Consider the following 18,522-nt stretch of genomic DNA (forward strand, 5'->3'; position numbering starts at 1 on the left):
GGGCCCGCTTACAGGCCGGGCCTGACGGTCCAGCGCGAGCCGGGCGTCACCGGGGTGCCTGCGCTGCTGCTGGTACTGCCAGCGGCACCTCCGGCCTTGTCTTCTTCCATCTGCAGCCCGGCCTGGCGCGCGGCGCTGCGCAGTCCGGCCGTGTCCGTGCCCGGCTTGAGCGTCACCACCAGCATGCGGCCGCGGTACTCCAGCGCCTGCAGCGCGTCGGGCGGCAGCCTGCGCGCGGCCTGGGCAAAGCGGTCGGCCAGCGGCAGGAAGTCTTCCGGCGTGCTGCGGCCGCTGGCGGTGCGCAGCTGCTCGACCTGCCGCCGCATCTGCAGCGGCGCGTCGAGCACGGTCTGGATCTGCGGGAAGGCGCCGCGCAGCGCCTGCAGCTGCGCGGCTTCCAGCCGCTGCTGCTCGCGCCGCAACAGCAGCCAGTGCGTGTTCATGCCAATGACCTGCACCAGCACGATGCCCGCCAGCAATGCCAGCGGCACGCGCCATGCCACCAGGTTCCAGCGGTCGGCCCGGCCCTGCGCGAATTCAAACTGCGCCAGGTCCAGCGCCGGCTCGCGCAGGCATTCCTGCGCGCCTTCGATCCACAGCTGCCAGCTGGCGCGGGCGGCCTGGCGCAGGTCGGGCACCGGCGCCGCGGCGGCAGCGTCGGCATCGGCATACCAGGTGCCGGCGGGTGCAAGCGCCTGCCACGCGGCCAGGGCATCGTCGCCCAGCAGCAACCCGTAGCCGGCGTGTGCGCCGGTGCGTACGGTCAGTTGCCACTGGCGCGCGGCGTCGGAGCCGGTGCCGGGCAGCTCGCCGCCTAACTCATCGCCCAACTCGCCGCTCCGGGCGAGGGCGCTGGCGGCGGCTTCGACCACCAGCGCGGCCGCCGGCGGCGGCGCGTCGGCGCTCGCCAGTGACGGCTCGGTGCCGGCTTCAGCGGCGGAAGCCAGCGGCACGCACAGCTGCGCGGCCAGCACATGGCGGCGCCGGTGGCGGTGCTCGGCAAAGGCGTCGAGCACGGCGCGCAGCCAGGCGCGGTCGGCCACCATCAGCAGCCGCTGGCGCGGTCCGCGCGCGGCGCTGCCGTCGAGGGCAGGGCCCACGCCGATATGGCACGGCTGCGCCTCGGTCGCGAGCGCGTCCTCGACCAGGTTGGGCAGCGCCTGTTTCAAACGGGCGGGCGGCAGCGGCGGCACGCTGGCGGTGGTCAGCAGTACGTCGCTGGCGGCGAGGATCAGCACCAGGCGCTCGGCCGCGGGCAGGTCAGCGATGCGGGCGTGGCCTTCGCGCAACACTTCCGGCGTCGCACGGGCCTGGCCACGCCGCGCCGTATCGGCCGTGGCAGTGCGCACCAGCGCGAACGGCAGGGTGCCGAACTGCCACGGTTGCGGCTGGTCATGCGGCCGGTGTGGCAGGCGGACGTACAGGGTGGTGCTCAAGGTTTCCTTGCTTTGGCGTCAATGGAACGGCTCGGGCAGGCGCATGGCCGGTTGGGATGCGCCCTGGATCGCCCCGGAGTCGGAAACATGCCGGGGTGCGGGGACGCCGGCGGGCGGCCAGGAAGGCCGGACGGCGGCGGGTAGGCTGGTGCCACGCTCGCGCCAGCGCCGCAGCATACCTTGCCTGTGTGACTAAACCGCGTCAATACCATTCTCCCCGGTTGCCCGCGCGTGCAAATTCGGCCTGTCGCCTGGCCTGGTGGGCGCCGCCTAGCGCAGGTCCGGCAGCCGGTCCGCATCCTGGATCCAGACCACGCGGGTGGTGTTGGCCGTACCCAGCGGCTCGCCGCGGAAGACCAGCGACACCTGCAGCCGGGTGGCGCGCTCGTGCCGCACCAGTCCATAGACCAGGAAGTAGTGCGTGCGCACGTCGAGCAGGTTGCCGAGGTTGGCGGCATCCGCCTGCGGTGCCACCGCGGCCAGCTGGGTCTGCAGGTTGCCCAGGTTGTTGAAGTGGGCGCGGTCGCGCTGGCGCACCAGTTCGCGCGCGCGCTCCAGCGGCAGCTTGTTGATGACCGCGGCCAGCACCTCGGCCTCGGCGGTGTTGGCGTTGACCGGCGTGCGCTCGGGCAGCACGGTGACAAAGGGCTCCAGCACCGCCACCATCTCCGGCGTGTAGCCGGGCAGCGCCATCAGCCCCTGCACGCTGTCCAGCGGGCGCGGCGCCGGCTGCCCGCTGGCATTGCCGCCCTGCGCGGCCTGCAGCATGTAGCGCGCCGTGGTCTCGGCCAGCTCCGGGTTCAGGCCGACCGTCTGCAGCAGGCGGCGGTATGCGGCCAGCGCCGCCGGGTCGACCGAGGCCGCGCGGCCTGGCTGGCCGTCTGCGCCGCCAGTGGCGGTCCATATCACCAGGTTGGCCAGGTTCAGGCGCGCCTGCGCATCCAGGATGCGGCCCGACAGGAACGAGGTCTCGCCCGCGACGTCGGTGCGCAGTGCCGCGCCGAGGAAGTCCGACAGCCGTGTCTCGGCGATCGGCACCGCCCACGGCTCGCCCAGTTCGTCGACGTTGGTGCGGCGCTGGTCGTCGCGCAGGATCAGCCGCGCCCAGTCCACGGCGGCGCGCTCGATCCAGGTGGCCTGGGCCAGCAGCCGCTGGTTCTCGATGGCGCGGATCTGCACCTGCTGGCGCCACAGCATGCCGGACACCACCACCACGGCCAGCGTCACGATCAGCAGCGCGGTGACCACGGCCGCGCCGCGCGGGCGGCGGCGCAACTGCGCCAGGCGAGGCGGGCGGCTGGCTTGCCTCATAGCCCGGTCATGCAGATCTTCTGGAACTGCCGCGGCGCATCGCCGTCGCCCATGCGGGCGAAGATGGTCAGTTCCACCGCGCGCACCGCGGTGTTGGGCAGCGCGGCGCCGGGCGCGGAGGCGGCCACGGCGCTGGCGGCGTTGCCTGTGAACAGCACGTTGCGGATGCGCCCGCTGTCGGCCTGCCAGCCGGCGGGCTCCACCCATGCGCGCGTGCTGATGCCGTCCACGTCGGCCAGCACGCGCCGCACCTGCGCGGTGTTGCTGCCGCCCTGGCGCAGCGCCAGCAGGGCCGACTGCAGGCCGGCGCGGCTGTTCACCGGCGGCGCGGCCACGCGCACCAGGGTATTGCCGTCGAGCTGGTACGACAGCGCCTGCCAGGTCGGCGGCTGGCCTTCGTCGCGGCGGTCGCGCACCAGCAGCAGCCGGTTCTGGCCGATCTCGACCGGGCTGGCCTGCAGCAGCGTGGGGTTGGCCAGGTGCTCGCAATCGGCCTGGAGCTGGCCGTAGAGCACCTTCAGTGCGTCCAGGCGCGCATCGTGGTCGGTGAGGCGCTCGCGGCTGCGCGTCAGGCTGTCCAGCGCGCGCCAGCCGATCACCGCCATCACCGCCAGCAGCGTGATGGCGACCAGCATCTCCAGCAGCGTGAAGCCGCCGGGCTGGCGCTGGCGGCGGCGCTCAGAGCACGTTGCGGGTTTCATTGGGGACTATGGTGACCAGCCATGCCAGGCGTACGGACTTGTCCGTGGCGGACGGGTAGACCGCGATCTCGACGCGGCGGAAAACGGGATTGGGCGTGCCCGAGACGGCTTGCTCGCAATACAGCGGCGTGCCGCCCTGCGGGCAGGCATAGCCGCTGACGCCGGGCTCGGGCCAGGTCTTGGCCAGGCGCAGCGCGGCCAGGTGGTTCTCGGCGCTCCACTCGGCCAGCATGCGCGCCTGCAGCGACGCGCTGGCATCGACCATCGAGCCCATCGCGCGCATCGCCGCGGTCAGCGCGACCGCCAGGATGGTCAGCGCCACCAGCACTTCGATCAGCGTGAAGCCGGCGTGGCGCCCGCGCCGGGCCGGCCGGGGCAAAGCGCGAGGGCAGGGTTTCATGGCGTGCTGGCGAAATAGCGGCCGCTGCCGTCGCCGGCAATGTCCACGCGGATATCGCCGCGCACCAGGATCAGCCGCTGCGGGGCATCGATCAGCTCGCGCCCGAAGATCAGCCGGGGCGGGCTGCTGGTGCCGGTGCTGCGGCCCCCTTCGGCGACGATGACCTGGTCCAGCGCCAGGCGCCAGTGGCCCGGGGCAAACACGTCGGTACGCATGGGGATCCAGCCGTTGGGGGTCGATTCCAGGAAGCGCCAGCCGCTGGCATCGCCCTCCCAGGCGAGCGGGCGGGCGCCAAGCTGCGCCTCCTCCTGCGCCAGCTCGAACAGCCGCGCGATGCGCTGGCCGTCGTCGAGCACGCGGCTCCGTTCATTGGGCGAGGCGTTGACCGCCACCAGCGAGATCACGATGCCGGCGATCACCATGACCACCAGCAGCTCGAGCAGCGTAAAGCCGCGGCGCCGGGGGCCGGGCGCGCGGCGGCGCGGCGCCGTGGTCATGGTTGCAGGGGGCGGCGGCGGGGCTGGGCTTATTCCCAGTTGCCGATGTCGGCGTCGTTGCCGTTGCCGCCGGCCTGGCCGTCGGCGCCGAAGCTGAACACGTCGATCTCGCCGCGCACGCCCGGGTTCAGGTACTGGTACGGATGGCCCCAGGGATCCTTGGGCAGCTTTTCCAGGTAGCCGCCGCCCTTCCAGTTGTTGGGCACGGGCTCGGTGGTGGGCTTGGCCACCAGCGCGGCCAGGCCCTGCTCGGTGGTGGGGTAGCGGCTGTTGTCCAGGCGATACAGCTTGAGCGCCTGCATGACCGACGAGATGTCCTGGCGCGCGGCCACGATGCGGGCCTCGTCCGGACGGCTCATGATCTTGGGCACCACCAGCGCCGCCAGCACGCCAAGGATCACGATCACGACCATGATCTCGATCAGGGTGAAGCCGCGCGCACGGCGGGCACGCACGGAACGGGCGGGGCTGGCAATCTGGGGAGTGAATCTGCGCATCGTCGGTGGACCTCTTGGCTTGAATGGCTGGGCCCGCACCGGTGAGGGGGCGTCGGGCCGGGTTCGCCAGTCAGTATAACCGGCGCCACATGACTGTTTTATGGGCGGCCCCTTCGGCACCTCGGCAAAGTCTGATCCGGATCACAGTTACTAAGAACTGGCATCCGGCAGTCAAATAACTTGCATCCTGGATGCATCTTTTTTAAGATGGCGTCACGATGCAACTGACCCGCTTTTCCGACTATGCGTTGCGCCTGCTGATGTACGTCGCCCGTGGCGACGGCAGCCGGCCGATCACCATTGCCGAGGTGGGGCAGCAGTTCGGCATCTCGCACAACCACCTCGTCAAGGTGGCGGCGCGGCTGTCGAAGCTGGGCTGGATCAGTGCCACGCGCGGCCGCCACGGCGGCCTGCAACTGGGCCCCGGCGCCGAGCGGCTGACCATCGGCACCATCCTGCGCGAGCTGGAAGGGCACAAGGCGGTGATCGACTGCGACAACCCGCCCTGTGCGCTGAACGGCAACTGCCGCCTGAAGCGCGCGCTGGACGTCGCCGAGCAGGCCTTCTACCTTGCCCTGGACGACGTCACGCTGGCCGATGTCACCGGCAGCCAGACGGCCGAGTCGATCATCCGCCTGCATCGCGATTTCCTGAACCGGCGTTCGGCCTGAGCGGATCCTGTCCGTGCGGGCCGGCGAGAGCCGGTTTTATTTTGAGCAAAAACATGCATTTAATTTGCATGATTTAAAACGGAGTGTTTCCTGATGCTGTCCGCCGCTTCCCGCCCCTATATCGATGCAAGCGTCCCCGTGCTGCGCGAGCACGGCCTGGCCATCACCACGCATTTCTACCGCGAGATGTTCGCGGACCGGCCCGAGCTGACGCAGATGTTCAACATGGGCAACCAGGCCAACGGCAGCCAGCAGCAGTCGCTGGCTTCGGCCGTGTTCGCCTATGCGGCCAATATCGATAACGCGGCGGCGCTGGGGCCGGTGCTCGAGCGCATCGTCCACAAGCATGCGGCCGTGGGCCTGACGCCTTCGCACTACCCGATCGTCGGCCGCCACCTGCTGGGCGCCATCTCCGCGGTGCTGGGCGAGGCCGCCACGCCGCCGCTGCTGGCCGCCTGGGACGAGGCCTACTGGTTGCTGGCCGGCGAGCTGATCGCCGCCGAGGCGCGCCTGTACCAGCGCACCGGCGTGGCCGCCGGCGAGCTGACGCCGGTGCGCGTGGTGCGGCGCGAGGCGCAGGGCGACCAGGTGGTGGCGCTGACGCTGGCTGCCGCTGACGGCCAGCCGCTGCGTGCGTTCCGCCCAGGCCAGTACATCAGCGTCGAGGCGCACCTGGACGACGGCCAGCGCCAGCTGCGCCAGTATTCGCTGTCTGCCGAAAGCGGGCTGCCGACCTGGCGCATCTCGGTCAAGCGCGAGGCCGGCGACCGCGCCACCCCGGCCGGCGCGGTGTCCAACTGGCTGCACGCCAATGCCCAGGAGGGCACTGAACTCAAGGTGAGCGCGCCGTTCGGCGAGTTCACGCCGGCGCTGGACGGCCGCCGTCCGCTGGTGCTGCTGTCGGCCGGCATCGGCATCACGCCGATGCTGTCAGTGTTGCGCACGCTGGCCGCGCAAGGCTCGCAGCGCCAGGTGCTGTTTGCCCATGCCGCGCGCGACGGCCGCCACCACGCCCATCGCGCCGACCTGCAATGGGCGCGCGAGCGCCTGCCGCAGCTGGCCACGCACATCAGCTATGAAACCCCGCAAGCGGGCGACGTCGCCGGTCGCGACTACGACCACGCCGGCACCATGCCGGTGGCCGAACTGCTGCGCCAGCATGACCTGCAGCGCTTTGTCGACGGCAGCTTCTACTTGTGCGGACCGCTCGGCTTCATGCAGGCGCAGCGCCATGCGCTGGTCAGCGCAGGCGTGCCGGTGGCGCATATCGAGCGCGAGGTGTTCGGGCCGGACCTGCTCGACGACCTGCTCTAAGGGGCGGCGGCGCGGCACCGGCACGGCAGACAGTGTCATGGGGCTCTGGTACGCTTGGCGCGTCTGCGCTCACGCGCCATTGCCCGCCTTGTGGGTATCCAGGGTCCCGATCCCATGCAACTGTCCCTCCGGCCTTCGCTCCGCTTCGATGCCTCCGCGCCCTGGCTGCCGCGCCTGGCCAGCCTGGTGCTGTTTATCGCGCTGTGTGCGCTCGCCACCTACTGGGTGCTGACCTTCAGCGCGATGCGTACCATCCCGGTGCCGCAGAGCGCGCGCGTGGCCCAGACCGAGGCGGTCGAGACCGGCGCGGTCGCGACGCTGTTCGGCGGCTCGGCGCAGGGCGGCCCGCGCGACGTGCAGCTGATCGGCGTGGTGGCCGAGGTGGATGGCGGCGCGGGCGCGGCAATCGTTTCGATCGATGGCGGCCCGCCCAAGGCGGTGCGCGCCGGCGCCGAGCTGTCGCCGCAGATCCGGCTGGCGGAGATCCGCCAGCGTGCGGTGGTGATCGAGCGCAGCGGCGTGCGCCAGGAAATCGTGCTGCCGCTGCAGGCCGGTGCCACGCGCGGCGCACCGGCAGCGGCCGGTGCCTTGCCCACGCCGCCCGCCGGCGCCGCGGCACCGATGGCAACGCCGATGCCGCCCCCGGCACCGGTGGTGAGCCAGCCCGCCGCACCGGCCCAGCAGCCGCAAGGCCAGGCGCCAGCGCAGCAGGCCCAGCCCGCCCAACCGCAGCCGCAACCGGTCGATCCGCGCCAGTACCAGCCGGCGATGGCGCCGCAGGCGGCCGGCGAAGGCCAGCTGGCGCCGAAGGACTGATTCCGGGCGCGAAATATTCGCGCTTGCTTGCGTTCCCTTACGGCGCGCGGGCCTTTCTGTGAGCCCGGTAACATCGTATTAAAAGCGCCAACTTCCCCGCATCGTCTGCGTTCTAATCCGTACATGCCAAACGTGATGAAAAGGAGCAAGACATGCAACGCAATCACAAGCCGCAGATCCTGAAGCAGTTCCTGGCCGCATCGGCCGCCCTCCTGGTCGCCGGTGGCGCATTTGCCCAGGCCAGCGCCCCGGCACCATCCGCTGCGCCAGCCGGCAAGCCCGGCATGGGTCACCACCAGCACCACGGTGGCGGCATGTGGATGAAGGCAATCGATACCGACGGCGATGGCGCGATCTCCAAGGCGGAAGCCGACGCCTGGTTCAACAAGCTCGACACCAACCGCGACGGCAAGATCGACAAGGCCGAGATGGACGCGCACCGCAAGGCCACCATGGCCGAGCGCCATGCGCGCATGCAGGCAGCGTTCGACGAGAAGTTCAAGGCTGCCGACAAGAACGGCGACGGCGCGCTGACCAAGGCTGAGGCCAACGCCGGCCTGCCGCGCCTGGCCAAGCGCTTCGACCAGCTCGACGCCAACCGCGACGGCAAGCTGACCCGCAACGAAATCCGCGCCGGCATGGAAAAGATGCACCGCGACCATTCGCACCGCGGCGACCGCGGCCCGCGTGGCCAGGCGGCACCGGGCAGCCAGCCGGCGCCCGCGGCACCGGGCGCCCCGTCCACCAGCGGCGGCTGACCGGCCAGGCAGGGCCGCGCCAGCGGACCTTGCCAGGCCTCACCAAGCGCGCGAGCCTTAGGGTTCGCGCGCTTTTTCTTTGCCTGTTCGCCTTGTGCGCGCACTGGGAAGAATCTGACCTCGCCCGCAAACGCCCGTAGAATGCCGCTTCCCTGTTTGCCGGGCTTGGCACCATCCTTGCCTGCTTCCGGCCGGCGGAGCGCGCGGCCGCGATTTGCGGTGGCGCCACCCCACAGGTCTGCCCAGCCCGACCGGCTGCCGCGCGAGTGACCGATAAGGCTACCGGCTCATCAGAATCGGCCCTGAATCGGACGTAATTTCACAAAAAATTGCGTACTTGTGCACGGCTTGCTAAATTTGCGCAAAAAAATTGCCAATAAACATATTGCGGAGCAACAATATCGTGAGCAAGGTGGAGTTGGACAAGATCGACCGGAAGATCCTGGAAGTGCTGCAGACCAACGGCCGGTTGACCAACCTGGAGGTGGCCGAGCGCGTCAACCTGTCGCCCAGCCCCTGCCTGCGCCGCATCCGGCGGCTGGAGGAGATCGGCGTGATCCGGCAGTACGCAGCGCTGCTGGAGCCCAACAAGATCGGACTTGGCCTGCTGGCCTATATCAATGTCCGGCTGGAAAAGCATGGCGGCGCGCCCAAGGGCAAGGCTCCGCTGGACCTGTTCCGCGCCTCGATCGCGGTCTGGCCGGAGGTGGCCGCGTGCCACGCCATGACCGGCGAGATGGACCTGCTGCTCAAGGTCTACGTGGAAGACATGGAACACTTCGCGCGCTTCATGCAGGAGCAGTTGCTGGCGCACCCGTCGGTGATCGACGTGCGCTCCAGCTTTGCGCTGGAAAGCATCAAGGACACCACGGCGCTGCCGGTGGGCGGCGCGGCTTGATACGGCGAACCTGAGGCCGCAAACAAGAACGGCGCATCGTTGCGATGCGCCGTTGGCGTGGAACCCGCATTGAGCGGGCCCGGGGAGTTCAGCGGACTCAGGCAGTGTGCTTCTGCGGCACCATGGTGCGCCAGAAGCGCAGCCCGAAGCGGCGCGCGTCGCGCAGGTTGCGGCGCACCGCGTAGTCCAGGTCGGCGAGCTGCTCGTCCAGCGCTTCGGTCAGGCGGCTGGCGGTGTCGGCCGGCGGCAGTTCCAGGTAGGCATCGGCCTCGCCGTAGGCGTACTGGACCTTCATGCCGGCCTTCTTGGCAATGTGCATCATCGCCGCGTTGCGCGACAGGCAGTGCATGTACAGCGTGCGCACATTGGTATTGCGGCCGTGGATCGCGGCACGCTCGAACAGCGCGCTGCCGATGCCGCGCCCGCGGGCGCTGCCCGACACCGACACGCCGAACTCCGCCACGCGGCCCTGGGCGTTGTCGCGCAGGTTGGCGAAGTGGCCCACGCCGATCAGTTCGAGCTTGTCGTCGTAGACGCCGAACACGCTGTCATGGTCGAAGTCGATGCTGTCGACATAGGCTTCGATCACGTGGTCGCCCACGGACTGGCCAAAACGGAGCAGGCGATCCTCCTCGCCCAGGGCGAGGAAATGCTTCAGCAGGCGCGAGCGGTGGTGGGCCGCCAGCTCGCGCACCAGTACGGTGGCGCGGTGGGTGGCCTGTGCGGCTTCGGCTGCCTTGCGCAGATCTTCGTCGGTCAGTGCGCCGACGGCCTTGCTCAGTTCGAGCGGATTCACGTTATTTCCTTCCAGGTGCAATCACAGATAAACATAGCACTGCGTTGGTGTTTTTCCAGGCACTTTTCCCTGCTTCGGTGCAGGATTCGGGGAAACACCATCTTGATGCGGAGCCAAAAGTATTGTAGTGGAATTGTCAGTTCGGCGTAAGCTTCCCGCGTCGCAGCAAGCCGCCGTCTCACCACAGCATCAATAAAAATCGAATAAAATCAAAAGCTTGAGAAAATGTGATGAATTGTTGCGTGGTGCCAGATGTGGATTTGGTGCAACGCCGCAATCCCGCGTTCTCCCGCATCTCCGTCTGACTTCCCCTTGCCCAGCCGATCGCCTTTGATGACCGAGCCCCCAATCGTTGTGATCTACGCGCACCCCACGCCCAGCCGTTCGCGCGTCAACCGTCCGCTGGCCGATGCCTTGGCCGCGCTGCCGCAGGTACAGGTACGCGATCTCTACCGCAGCTATGTCGACTATGACATCGATGTCGTCGCCGAGCAGCGCGTGCTGTCGGTCTCCGACACCATCGTGCTGCAGTTCCCGGTGCGCTGGTACAGCGTGCCGGCGCTGCTCAAGCTGTGGCTCGACGAGGTGCTGGAGCCAGGCTGGGCCTATGGCCCCGGCGGCACTGCGCTGCGTGGCAAGTCCTTGCTGGCGGTGGTGAGCACCGGCGGCACCGCCGATTCCTACGGGCCGGACGGCACCCATGGCCACCCGATCGGGGACTTCCTGCTGCCGCTGGAACAGACCGCCTTGCTGTGCGGCATGAGCTGGCTCCCGCCGGTGGTGCTGCACGACGCCAACAATGCCGATGCCCAGGCGCTGGCCGAGCATATCGCCCACGTCTGCGGGCGGCTGGGCACCGGCGCCGCGCCGGCGGGGGGACAGGCATGAACCAGCACGACTTCCTGATTGCGCTGCTGGTGTTCCTGGTGGCGGCGGTGGTGGCGGTGCCGCTGGCGCGGCGCAGTGGCCTGGGCGCGGTGCTGGGCTACCTGCTGGCGGGGGCGGCGATCGGGCCGTTTGCGTTGCGCCTGGTGACCAATGTCGAATCGATCCTGCATTTCTCCGAGTTCGGCGTGGTGTTGATGATGTTCGTCATCGGCCTGGAGCTGGAGCCGCGCAAGCTGTGGGCGCTGCGGCGGAGCATCTTTGGCTACGGCGGCGCGCAGCTGGCTGCGTGCGCGCTGGTGATCGGCGCGGTCGCGGCGCTGGCGGGCGCGCCGTGGCAGGTGGCGCTGGTGGCGGGCCTGGGACTGGCGTTGTCGTCCACCGCGATCGCGCTGGCGACACTGACCGAGCGCAACCTGTTCGGCACGCCGGCGGGGGCCGCCAGCTTCGGCATCCTGCTGTTCCAGGACATCGCCGCGATCCCGATGATCGCGCTGTTGCCGCTGCTGGCCACGCAGGGCGCCGCAGGCGCGGGTCCGGGCGCGGCCGGCTGGCTGGCGGCGGGCAAGGCGGTGGTGGTGATCGGTGCGGTGGTGGTCGGCGGCCGCTACCTGGTGCGCCCGGCGCTGCGCTTTATCGCCCGCACCGACATGCGCGAGATGTTCACGGCGTTTGCGCTGCTGCTGGTGGTGGGCATTGCGTTGATGATGGACGCGGTGGGCTTGTCGATGGCGCTGGGCACCTTCGTGGCTGGCGTGCTGCTGGCCGATTCGGAATACCGCCATGCGCTCGAGGCCGACCTGGAGCCATTCAAGGGCCTGCTGCTGGGCCTGTTCTTCATGGCTGTCGGCATGTCGATCGACTTTGCCGTGCTGGCACACTCGCCCTGGCTGGTGCTGGGTCTGGTGGCCGCCTTCGTGGTTGCCAAGACCGCGGTGCTGGCGCTGCTGGCGCGGTATTTTGCCATCGCCCGCGGGCAGCGGCTGCTGTTTGCGCTGCTGATCTCGCAGGGCGGTGAGTTCGCTTTCGTGGTGTTCGGCGTGGCCGGCACCGCCGGCCTGCTGCCGCGCGAGACCGAGGCCCTGCTGGTGCTGGTGGTGGCGCTGTCGATGGTGGCCACGCCCTTGCTGCTGCTGGCCTATGACCGGCTGGTGGCGCCGCGCCTGGGCAGCGGCAAGGCCCGCCCGGACGAGGCCATCACGCCGCAGCACAATCCGGTGCTGATCGCCGGTTTCGGGCGCTTCGGCCAGATCGTCGGCCGCCTGCTGTACACCCAGGGCGTGGGCGTGACGGTGCTGGACCACGACCCCGACCAGATCGAGTTCCTGCGCCAGTACGGCTTCAAGGTCTTCTATGGCGACGCCACCCGGCTGGACCTGCTGGAGGCCGCGGGCATTGCCGACGCGCGCATCCTGGTGGTGGCGATCGACGGCATGGACGAAAGCCTGGAACTGATCGACCGCGTGCGCCAGCGCTTTCCCGAACTGCAGATCTACGCCCGGGCGCGCCATGTGTCACATGTCTACCAGCTCAAGGACCGCGGCGTGCACCTGTTCGAGCGCGAGATGTTCGAGGGCTCGCTGATGCTGGGCCGCCGCGTGCTGGAGGGGCTGGGTTTCGATCCGGCCGAGGCCCGCAACGTGGCACTGCGTTTCCGGCGCCACAACATCCAGGCGATCGACCGCTTCTATCCGCACTACACCGACCAGAAGAAGCTGGTCTCGCTGGCGCGCCAGGCGCGCGACGAACTGGAAGAGATGTTCCGCCAGGACCGCGAGCAGCGGCGTCAGCGCGAAGAGGCCGAGTGGATGTGAGCGGCAGGGCGGCGGGCCAGCGCCGCGTCAGCGCGCGGCCGCGGCCCGGCCGGGCAGGCCGCCTTCGAGCAGGTCGACCACCATCTCGGCAAACTCTGCATAGGACAACCGGCCGCCTGGCTTGAGCCAGGTGAAGGTCCAGTTGATCATGCCGAAGATGGTCATGGTCAGCGCGGTCTGGTTCTCGCGCGTGACGCGCTCCGGGTAGGCCCGGCGCAGCAGGCGCGAGAACGCCGCGACCACGTCGCGCTCGCGGCCCAGGATCAGGTCGCGCTGGGTCTCGGCCAGGAACTTGACGTCGTTGATCAGCGCGATATGGCGCGTCTGCGAGGTCTCGTACTCGGCCAGGAAGGCGCGGATCAGGTTGCCGAAGGCTTCCTTGTCGGTGCGCGCGTGGCGCTCGGCGTCGGCCTCCACTTCAGTGACGAGCAGCATCAGCCGGCGCGTGTAGCGGTCCAGCAGGTCGAACAGGATCGCTTCCTTGCTCTCGTAATAGTGGTACAGCCGCGCCTTGGAGGTGCCGCAGGCGGCGGCCAGGTCGGCCATCGAGGTGCTGGGGTAGCTGCTGTTGGCAAAGGCGGCGGCGGCCAGGTCCAGGATCTGCTCGCGCTGCGCCTCGAAATCGGGTGCCTTGGTACGGGCCATATTCTCGTTTATTCGCCGCCGGTGCCACCGCTGCCGAGATGGCGGCGCAGTTCGCAGGTATCGAGCGAGTCAGCATTGCCGCGCAGCACCAGCTGGCCCATGGCGATCAGCTCGCGGCAGCGCCAGAACACGAACCAGTCGCTGGCCAGCAGACCCTCGATCGCGCCCATCACGCTGCCCACCATCTGCGCCGCGGGCGTCCACTCCGACGGGGCGCGTTCCATGATGATCTCGTCGATGGTGTGGTAGGCCGCCGGCACCAGCGTGTTGCCCTTCCAGAGCCGCACGTCGGCGTTTTCCTTGACGTTCTGCTGCCACTCGTAGCCGAGGCGGCCCAGGCGCAGCACCGAGACCGGGGCGATGGTGGAAAAGCGCCGCGCCAGCCGCGCGGGCGTGTACATGCCGATCGCCGCCAGGTTGCCCTGCGCGGGCATTTCCAGCTCGCGCAGGTCCATGGCGACTTCATTGATCCGCTGCGGCGCCTGGTACAGGTGGAACACCACCCGGCGCAGCATCAGCTGGTCAGCCGCGCTCTGGCCGTGCCAGATGGCCACTTCCATGTTGTCCTGGCGCAGTCCCTGGAGCTGGTCCAGCGCCTGGCGCATCTCGGCGCCGAAATCGATGTCGGTATGCGGGGCGACCCGCTGCCAGAAGCCGGAGCGGATCAGGCCGGTGCTGTCGATGTCGGCCAGCGGGCCTACCGCCAGGTCGTCGCGCAGCACCACGACAGGGTCCGGCCGCGCAGCCTGGGCCAGGGCCTGGCGCAGGGTCGTGCCTGCTACATCACCGTTGACGACGTGGATATATTGCATGGCCGTGATTGTATATGGGTGGACGGTTCGCTGGCACCGCCGCGGCGGCGGTGCGACAGGCGCGATCGCCGCCCGCCCGGTCACTGTCCTGCAAGCATCGCGCCAGCCCGAAGCCGCCTGCCGCCATTGTAGTCACGGCCGGTGCTGGCCAATGTCGGCAATTGTCTGAATACACACGCCCCGGCGTGCCCGGATCAGCGTTCGTCGTAGCTGACTACCACCCGCGGCGTCAGCGCCCGCGCCTGGCAGGTGAGCACGAAGCCCTTTTCCATCTCCCACGGCTCGAGCGTGTAGTTCTTTTCCATGTCCACCTGGCCCTCCAGCACCTTGGCGCGGCAGGTGCAACAGACGCCGCTCTTGCAGGCAAAAGGCAGGTCCAGGCCGGCGGCCAGCGCGGTGTCCAGCACGGCGTCTTCCAGCGGCAGGCGCATGCTGTGCTGCTTGCCGTCGAGCACCACCACCAGCTCGGCGGTGCCGGCATGGTCGGCGTGCGCCGGGGCCGGCTTGCGCCTGGCCTGGGCCAGCGGCACACCGAAGCGCTCGGCGTGGATGCGGTGCGGGTCGACGCCCGCGTCGCGCAGCGCCGCCTCGGACTCGTCGATCATCGAGGCCGGCCCGCAGACAAAGGCCGCGTCGATGTCTTCCACGGGGATCAGGGTCTGCAGGAAGGCGGTCACGCGGGCATGGTCGAGCCGGCCATGCAGCAGGTCCACCTCCTGCGGCTGGCGCGACAGCACGTGGTAGAGCGTGAAACGCGCCAGGTACTGGTTCTTCAGGTCTTCCAGCGCCTCGGAGAAGATGATGCTGTCGACGTTGCGGTTGCCATAGACCAGCGTGAAGCGGCTGTGCGGCTCGGCCTGCAGCGTGGTGCGGATCAGCGACAGCACCGGCGTGATGCCGCTGCCGGCGGCAAATGCCACGTAGTGGCGCGCGGCGCCGGCATCGAGCGGCACGTGAAAGCGACCGTCGGGGGTCATCACGTCGATCACCTGGCCCGGGGCGATGGAATCATGCAGGTGCGTGGAAAAGAGTCCGTCCTCGACCAGCTTGACCGCCACGCGCAGCTCGCCGTGCGCGTCGTAGTCCTGCACGGCCGAGCAGATCGAGTAGGAGCGGCGCAGGTCCTTGCCTTCGACCGGCGCCTTCAGCGTCAGGAACTGGCCCTGGGTGAAGCGGTAGGCGTCGCGCAGCGCGTCCGGCACCTCGAAGGCGATCGAAATCGTGTCGGCGGTCTCGGGGCGCACCTGCGCCACGCGCAGCGGATGGAACTGTGGAGTCATGGCAGCCTGGCTTCGGCCCGGCGGGGCTCAGTAAGGTTTGAAATAGTCGAACGGCTCGCGGCAGTCCAGGCACCGGTACAGCGCCTTGCAGGCGGTCGAGGCAAAGCGCGAGATTTCCTGCGTATGCATGCTGCCGCAGCGCGGGCAGGCCACGGCATCGGGCGCGCCCGCGCGGGCGGCGCGAGGCACAAAGCGCAGCGGCTGCGCCGCGGCCGGCGTGCCGCACTGGCCCGGCGGTGCTATGCCGAAGGCGCGCAGGCGCTCGCGCGCGGCCGGGGTGATCCAGTCGGTGGTCCAGGCCGGCGCCAGCACGGTGCGGATGCGCCACGGCGCCAGCCCGGCGCCGTCCAGCGCCCGGCCGATGTCCTCGGCGATCTGCGACATCGCCGGGCAGCCGGAATAGGTGGGCGTGATGACGATCTCAAGCGCGCCGTCGGCGGCGGTCAGGACATCTCGCAGGATGCCCAGGTCGCGGATCGATACCACCGGGATCTCCGGGTCCGGCACCGCCCCCAGCGCCGCCCATGCACGCGCGATGCGGCCGTCGGTGGCGCGGTCGTTGCGCAGGGGGAGGGCGGCGATGTTCATGTTGGTCAACCCTTTGCGCCGAAGCGGGCGCTTACCATTGCGCGCCCGGATGGGCCCGCGCCAGCCCCTGCATCTCGCCCAGCAGGTAGCTCATGTGTTCGGAGTGCACGCCGTGCTTGCCGGTCGAGACAAAGCTCGTGGCCTGGGGCAAGTCCAGCGTGGCGGCCTGCAGCGTCTCGGCGACGGTGGCGTCCCAGGCCGGGCGCAGCGTGGCCGTGACCACGCCGATGCCCTGCGTGGCGGCCTCGGTTTCGACCGCGTCCTCGGCAAAGCACTCGTTCATATAGGGCAGAAGGTGCTCCAGCGCGCGCTGCATGCGCGCGTGCGATGCCTCGGTGCCGTCGCCCAGGCGCACTACCCAGCCAGCCGCGTGGTGCAGGTGGTAGCGCGCTTCCTTGACCGACTTGGCGGCGATCGCGGCCAGCTGGTCGTCGTGGCTGGCCAGTAATGCTTCCCACAGCTCGACCATCAGCGCGCTGTACAGGAAGTTGCGCATGATGGTGACGGCGTAGTCGCGCTCGGCTGCGGCGTTGCCGGCCAGCGGGCCGCGGTGCGGCAGCTCCAGCAGCGTCCAGTTGCGGAAGTCGCGCTCGGCACGCCAGTAGGTGTAGTCGTCCTCATGGCGGGGCAGGCCGGTCAGCTCGCCTTCCAGTTCGCCGGCGCGGCCGTACAGCAGCCGTGCCTGGCCGATCAGGTCCAGGCTGATGTTGGCCAGCGCGATGTCTTCTTCCAGCACCGGGCCGTGGCCACACCATTCGGCGTTGCGCTGGCCCAGGACCAGGGCGTTGTCGGCCAGGCGCAGCACGTAGCGCAAGCCCGCAGTGCGTGCCGGCGGCAGGTGGTCGAGCGAGGCGGGCGCGGTCGGCTGTGGGGACGCAGTCATGGTGCGGGCCTTACATGTGGTTGACTTCGTCGGGCAGCTGGTAGAACGTCGGGTGCCGGTAGATCTTGTCGGCCATCGGGTCGAACAGCTCCGGCTTTTCCTCGGGCACGCTCGCGGTGATGGACGCTGACGGCACCACCCAGATCGACACGCCTTCCTGGCGCCGCGTATAGACGTCGCGCGCCATGTGCAGCGCCTGCTGCGCGTCGGCGGCATGCAGGCTGCCGCAATGCTTGTGTTCCAGGCCTTGCTTGCTGCGTACGAACACTTCCCACAGCGGCCATTCCTTGCGTTGCATCGTTTGTCTCCGTCCTCGGGCGTGTTGTCAGGCCGCGGCGCGGCTGGCGCGGGCTTCGCGTTCGGCCACCTTGGCGGCGTGCGCCAGCGCGGCCTCGCGCACCCAGGCGCCGTCCTCGTGCGCTTTCACGCGGGTGGCCAGGCGCTCCTTGTTGCAGGGGCCGTCGCCGTTGATCACACGCCAGAACTCATCCCAGTCCAGCGGGCTGTAGTCATAGTGGGCGCGCTCGGCATTCCATTGCAGGCCGGGGTCGGGCAGGGTCACGCCCAGCACGCGGGCCTGCTCGACCGTGGCATCGACAAACTTCTGGCGCAGGTCGTCGTTGGAGATGCGTTTGATGCCCCAGGCCATGGTCTGGGCGCTGTTGGTCGAGGCCGCGTCGGGCGGGCCGAACATCATCAGCACCGGGAACCACCAGCGGTCGACCGCGTCCTGCACCATCTCGCGCTGGGCCTCGGTGCCGCGCATCATCGCCAGCAGCGCGTCGAAGCCCTGGCGCTGGTGGAACGACTCTTCCTTGCAGATGCGGATCATGGCGCGCGCATACGGGCCGTACGAGCAGCGGCACAGCGGGATCTGGTTCATGATCGCCGCGCCGTCGACCAGCCAGCCGATCACGCCCACGTCGGCCCAGGTCAGCGTCGGGTAGTTGAAGATCGACGAATACTTGGCCTTGCCGCTGTGCAGCGCGTCGACCAGGTCATCGCGCGAGGCGTCGAGCGTCTCGGCGGCGGAATACAGGTAGAGCCCATGGCCGCCTTCATCCTGCACCTTGGCCAGCAGGATGGCCTTGCGCTTGAGCGACGGGGCCCGGCTGATCCAGTTGCCCTCCGGCAGCATGCCGACGATCTCCGAGTGCGCATGCTGCGAGATCTGGCGCACCAGGGTCTTGCGGTAGGCCTGCGGCATCCAGTCCTGCGGCTCGATCTTGCCGTCGGCGGCCATGCAGGCGTCGAACGCGGCCTGGCGGGCGGCTTCGTCCTGGGGCGCGCTGGCCGGTGCCGTATCGGCGTGCTGGCCGGGCAGGTCAAGACTCTGCGTGTACATGGTGTCTCCTCTGACGGGATGCCGCCCGGATCGCGGGCAGTGCTGGCCCTATTATATATATGCCGACCGGTCGGTCAATTTAAGGGAAGGCCCGCTACCGTGGCCGTGGCTTGATCCCGCTCGCCTCGTGGCGGCTGCCGCACGTGTAGTATCGAAGTCAGGCGGCGTTACCGCC

21 protein-coding genes are annotated in these 18,522 nt (G+C 69.4%); 7 read left to right on the forward strand and 14 right to left on the reverse strand.

All coding sequences use genetic code 11. The features are described 5' to 3' along the window. Window positions 1-8 precede the first annotated feature (8 nt). The 6 genes from gspL to gspG all read right to left on the reverse strand — a co-directional run bounded on the left by gspL (window position 9) and on the right by gspG (window position 4,842). Window positions 9-1,436: a type II secretion system protein GspL gene (gene gspL, locus I6H87_RS08105; RefSeq protein WP_011616181.1), complete on the reverse strand. Its 1,428-nt coding sequence runs from the start codon at window positions 1,434-1,436 to the stop codon at window positions 9-11. A 270-nt stretch (window positions 1,437-1,706) separates the two neighbouring features. Beyond that, entirely contained in the window at window positions 1,707-2,747 is a 1,041-nt protein-coding gene (gene gspK, locus I6H87_RS08110) for a type II secretion system minor pseudopilin GspK (protein ID WP_011616180.1), read from the reverse strand. Continuing rightward, on the reverse strand, window positions 2,744-3,448 hold the full coding sequence (locus I6H87_RS08115) for a PulJ/GspJ family protein (RefSeq protein ID WP_011616179.1): 705 nt from the start codon (window positions 3,446-3,448) through the stop codon (window positions 2,744-2,746). Before I6H87_RS08115 ends, gspK begins: the two co-directional genes overlap by 4 nt. Continuing rightward, window positions 3,426-3,848 (reverse strand): type II secretion system minor pseudopilin GspI, encoded by a 423-nt coding sequence (gene gspI / locus I6H87_RS08120; RefSeq protein WP_011616178.1) that lies wholly within the window; start codon window positions 3,846-3,848, stop codon window positions 3,426-3,428. Before gspI ends, I6H87_RS08115 begins: the two co-directional genes overlap by 23 nt. Next, window positions 3,845-4,345 (reverse strand): GspH/FimT family pseudopilin, encoded by a 501-nt coding sequence (locus I6H87_RS08125; protein WP_010813454.1) that lies wholly within the window; start codon window positions 4,343-4,345, stop codon window positions 3,845-3,847. The genes gspI and I6H87_RS08125 overlap by 4 nt, the downstream gene beginning before the upstream one ends. Window positions 4,346-4,374: 29 nt before the next feature. Further along, window positions 4,375-4,842 (reverse strand): type II secretion system major pseudopilin GspG, encoded by a 468-nt coding sequence (gene gspG, locus I6H87_RS08130; RefSeq protein ID WP_010813455.1) that lies wholly within the window; start codon window positions 4,840-4,842, stop codon window positions 4,375-4,377. Between the two features lie 218 nt (window positions 4,843-5,060). Between gspG and I6H87_RS08135 the strand changes: the two genes are divergently transcribed. From I6H87_RS08135 to I6H87_RS08155, 5 genes are all read left to right on the forward strand, one after another. Further along, window positions 5,061-5,513 carry an RrF2 family transcriptional regulator gene (locus I6H87_RS08135; protein WP_011616177.1) on the forward strand — a complete coding sequence of 151 codons (453 nt, stop codon included), beginning with the start codon at window positions 5,061-5,063 and terminating at the stop codon, window positions 5,511-5,513. 93 nt (window positions 5,514-5,606) lie between these two features. Beyond that, window positions 5,607-6,827, forward strand: a complete 1,221-nt coding sequence (locus I6H87_RS08140; RefSeq protein WP_011616176.1) for a globin domain-containing protein — start codon at window positions 5,607-5,609, stop codon at window positions 6,825-6,827. Window positions 6,828-6,941: 114 nt separating this feature from the next. Further along, complete coding sequence (locus tag I6H87_RS08145) at window positions 6,942-7,643, forward strand: type II secretion system protein N (protein WP_010813458.1); 702 nt, start codon at window positions 6,942-6,944, stop codon at window positions 7,641-7,643. Between the two features lie 152 nt (window positions 7,644-7,795). Continuing rightward, window positions 7,796-8,401: an EF-hand domain-containing protein gene (locus I6H87_RS08150; protein WP_011616175.1), complete on the forward strand. Its 606-nt coding sequence runs from the start codon at window positions 7,796-7,798 to the stop codon at window positions 8,399-8,401. Between the two features lie 403 nt (window positions 8,402-8,804). Continuing rightward, the gene (locus I6H87_RS08155; protein WP_010813460.1) at window positions 8,805-9,299 is read left to right on the forward strand and encodes an Lrp/AsnC family transcriptional regulator; all 495 of its coding nucleotides are present in this window, start codon (window positions 8,805-8,807) and stop codon (window positions 9,297-9,299) included. 97 nt (window positions 9,300-9,396) lie between these two features. Here the strand turns inward: I6H87_RS08155 and I6H87_RS08160 are convergent, their stop codons facing one another. Further along, window positions 9,397-10,095 carry a GNAT family N-acetyltransferase gene (locus I6H87_RS08160; RefSeq protein ID WP_010813461.1) on the reverse strand — a complete coding sequence of 233 codons (699 nt, stop codon included), beginning with the start codon at window positions 10,093-10,095 and terminating at the stop codon, window positions 9,397-9,399. A 333-nt stretch (window positions 10,096-10,428) separates the two neighbouring features. On the opposite strand from I6H87_RS08160, the gene kefF reads away from it, so the two are divergent. Together kefF and kefC are read left to right on the forward strand one after the other, a co-directional pair. Beyond that, window positions 10,429-10,983, forward strand: coding sequence for a glutathione-regulated potassium-efflux system oxidoreductase KefF (kefF, locus tag I6H87_RS08165; RefSeq protein ID WP_010813462.1), 555 nt, complete (start codon window positions 10,429-10,431; stop codon window positions 10,981-10,983). Further along, a complete protein-coding gene (gene kefC / locus I6H87_RS08170; protein ID WP_011616173.1) occupies window positions 10,980-12,794 on the forward strand; it encodes a glutathione-regulated potassium-efflux system protein KefC in 1,815 nt (604 codons plus the stop codon). The genes kefF and kefC overlap by 4 nt, the downstream gene beginning before the upstream one ends. A 27-nt stretch (window positions 12,795-12,821) precedes the next feature. Here kefC and I6H87_RS08175 read toward each other — a convergent pair whose 3' ends face one another. The 7 genes from I6H87_RS08175 to paaA all read right to left on the reverse strand — a co-directional run bounded on the left by I6H87_RS08175 (window position 12,822) and on the right by paaA (window position 18,347). After that, complete coding sequence (locus I6H87_RS08175) at window positions 12,822-13,439, reverse strand: TetR/AcrR family transcriptional regulator (protein WP_010813464.1); 618 nt, start codon at window positions 13,437-13,439, stop codon at window positions 12,822-12,824. Between the two features lie 8 nt (window positions 13,440-13,447). Then, a complete protein-coding gene (locus tag I6H87_RS08180; protein ID WP_010813465.1) occupies window positions 13,448-14,251 on the reverse strand; it encodes a DUF1835 domain-containing protein in 804 nt (267 codons plus the stop codon). A 194-nt stretch (window positions 14,252-14,445) separates the two neighbouring features. Beyond that, on the reverse strand, window positions 14,446-15,531 hold the full coding sequence (gene paaE / locus I6H87_RS08185) for a 1,2-phenylacetyl-CoA epoxidase subunit PaaE (protein WP_011616171.1): 1,086 nt from the start codon (window positions 15,529-15,531) through the stop codon (window positions 14,446-14,448). Between the two features lie 27 nt (window positions 15,532-15,558). Next, window positions 15,559-16,119 carry a 1,2-phenylacetyl-CoA epoxidase subunit PaaD gene (gene paaD, locus I6H87_RS08190; protein WP_011616170.1) on the reverse strand — a complete coding sequence of 187 codons (561 nt, stop codon included), beginning with the start codon at window positions 16,117-16,119 and terminating at the stop codon, window positions 15,559-15,561. 31 nt (window positions 16,120-16,150) lie between these two features. After that, window positions 16,151-17,002 carry a 1,2-phenylacetyl-CoA epoxidase subunit PaaC gene (gene paaC, locus I6H87_RS08195; protein WP_011616169.1) on the reverse strand — a complete coding sequence of 284 codons (852 nt, stop codon included), beginning with the start codon at window positions 17,000-17,002 and terminating at the stop codon, window positions 16,151-16,153. Window positions 17,003-17,012: 10 nt separating this feature from the next. Then, complete coding sequence (gene paaB, locus I6H87_RS08200) at window positions 17,013-17,300, reverse strand: 1,2-phenylacetyl-CoA epoxidase subunit PaaB (protein ID WP_010813469.1); 288 nt, start codon at window positions 17,298-17,300, stop codon at window positions 17,013-17,015. Window positions 17,301-17,327: 27 nt separating this feature from the next. After that, window positions 17,328-18,347 carry a 1,2-phenylacetyl-CoA epoxidase subunit PaaA gene (gene paaA / locus I6H87_RS08205; RefSeq protein ID WP_010813470.1) on the reverse strand — a complete coding sequence of 340 codons (1,020 nt, stop codon included), beginning with the start codon at window positions 18,345-18,347 and terminating at the stop codon, window positions 17,328-17,330. Window positions 18,348-18,522: the final 175 nt, after the last annotated feature.

The organism is Cupriavidus necator (assembly GCF_016127575.1).
In the GTDB taxonomy this organism is placed as follows: Bacteria; Pseudomonadota; Gammaproteobacteria; order Burkholderiales; family Burkholderiaceae; genus Cupriavidus; species Cupriavidus necator_D.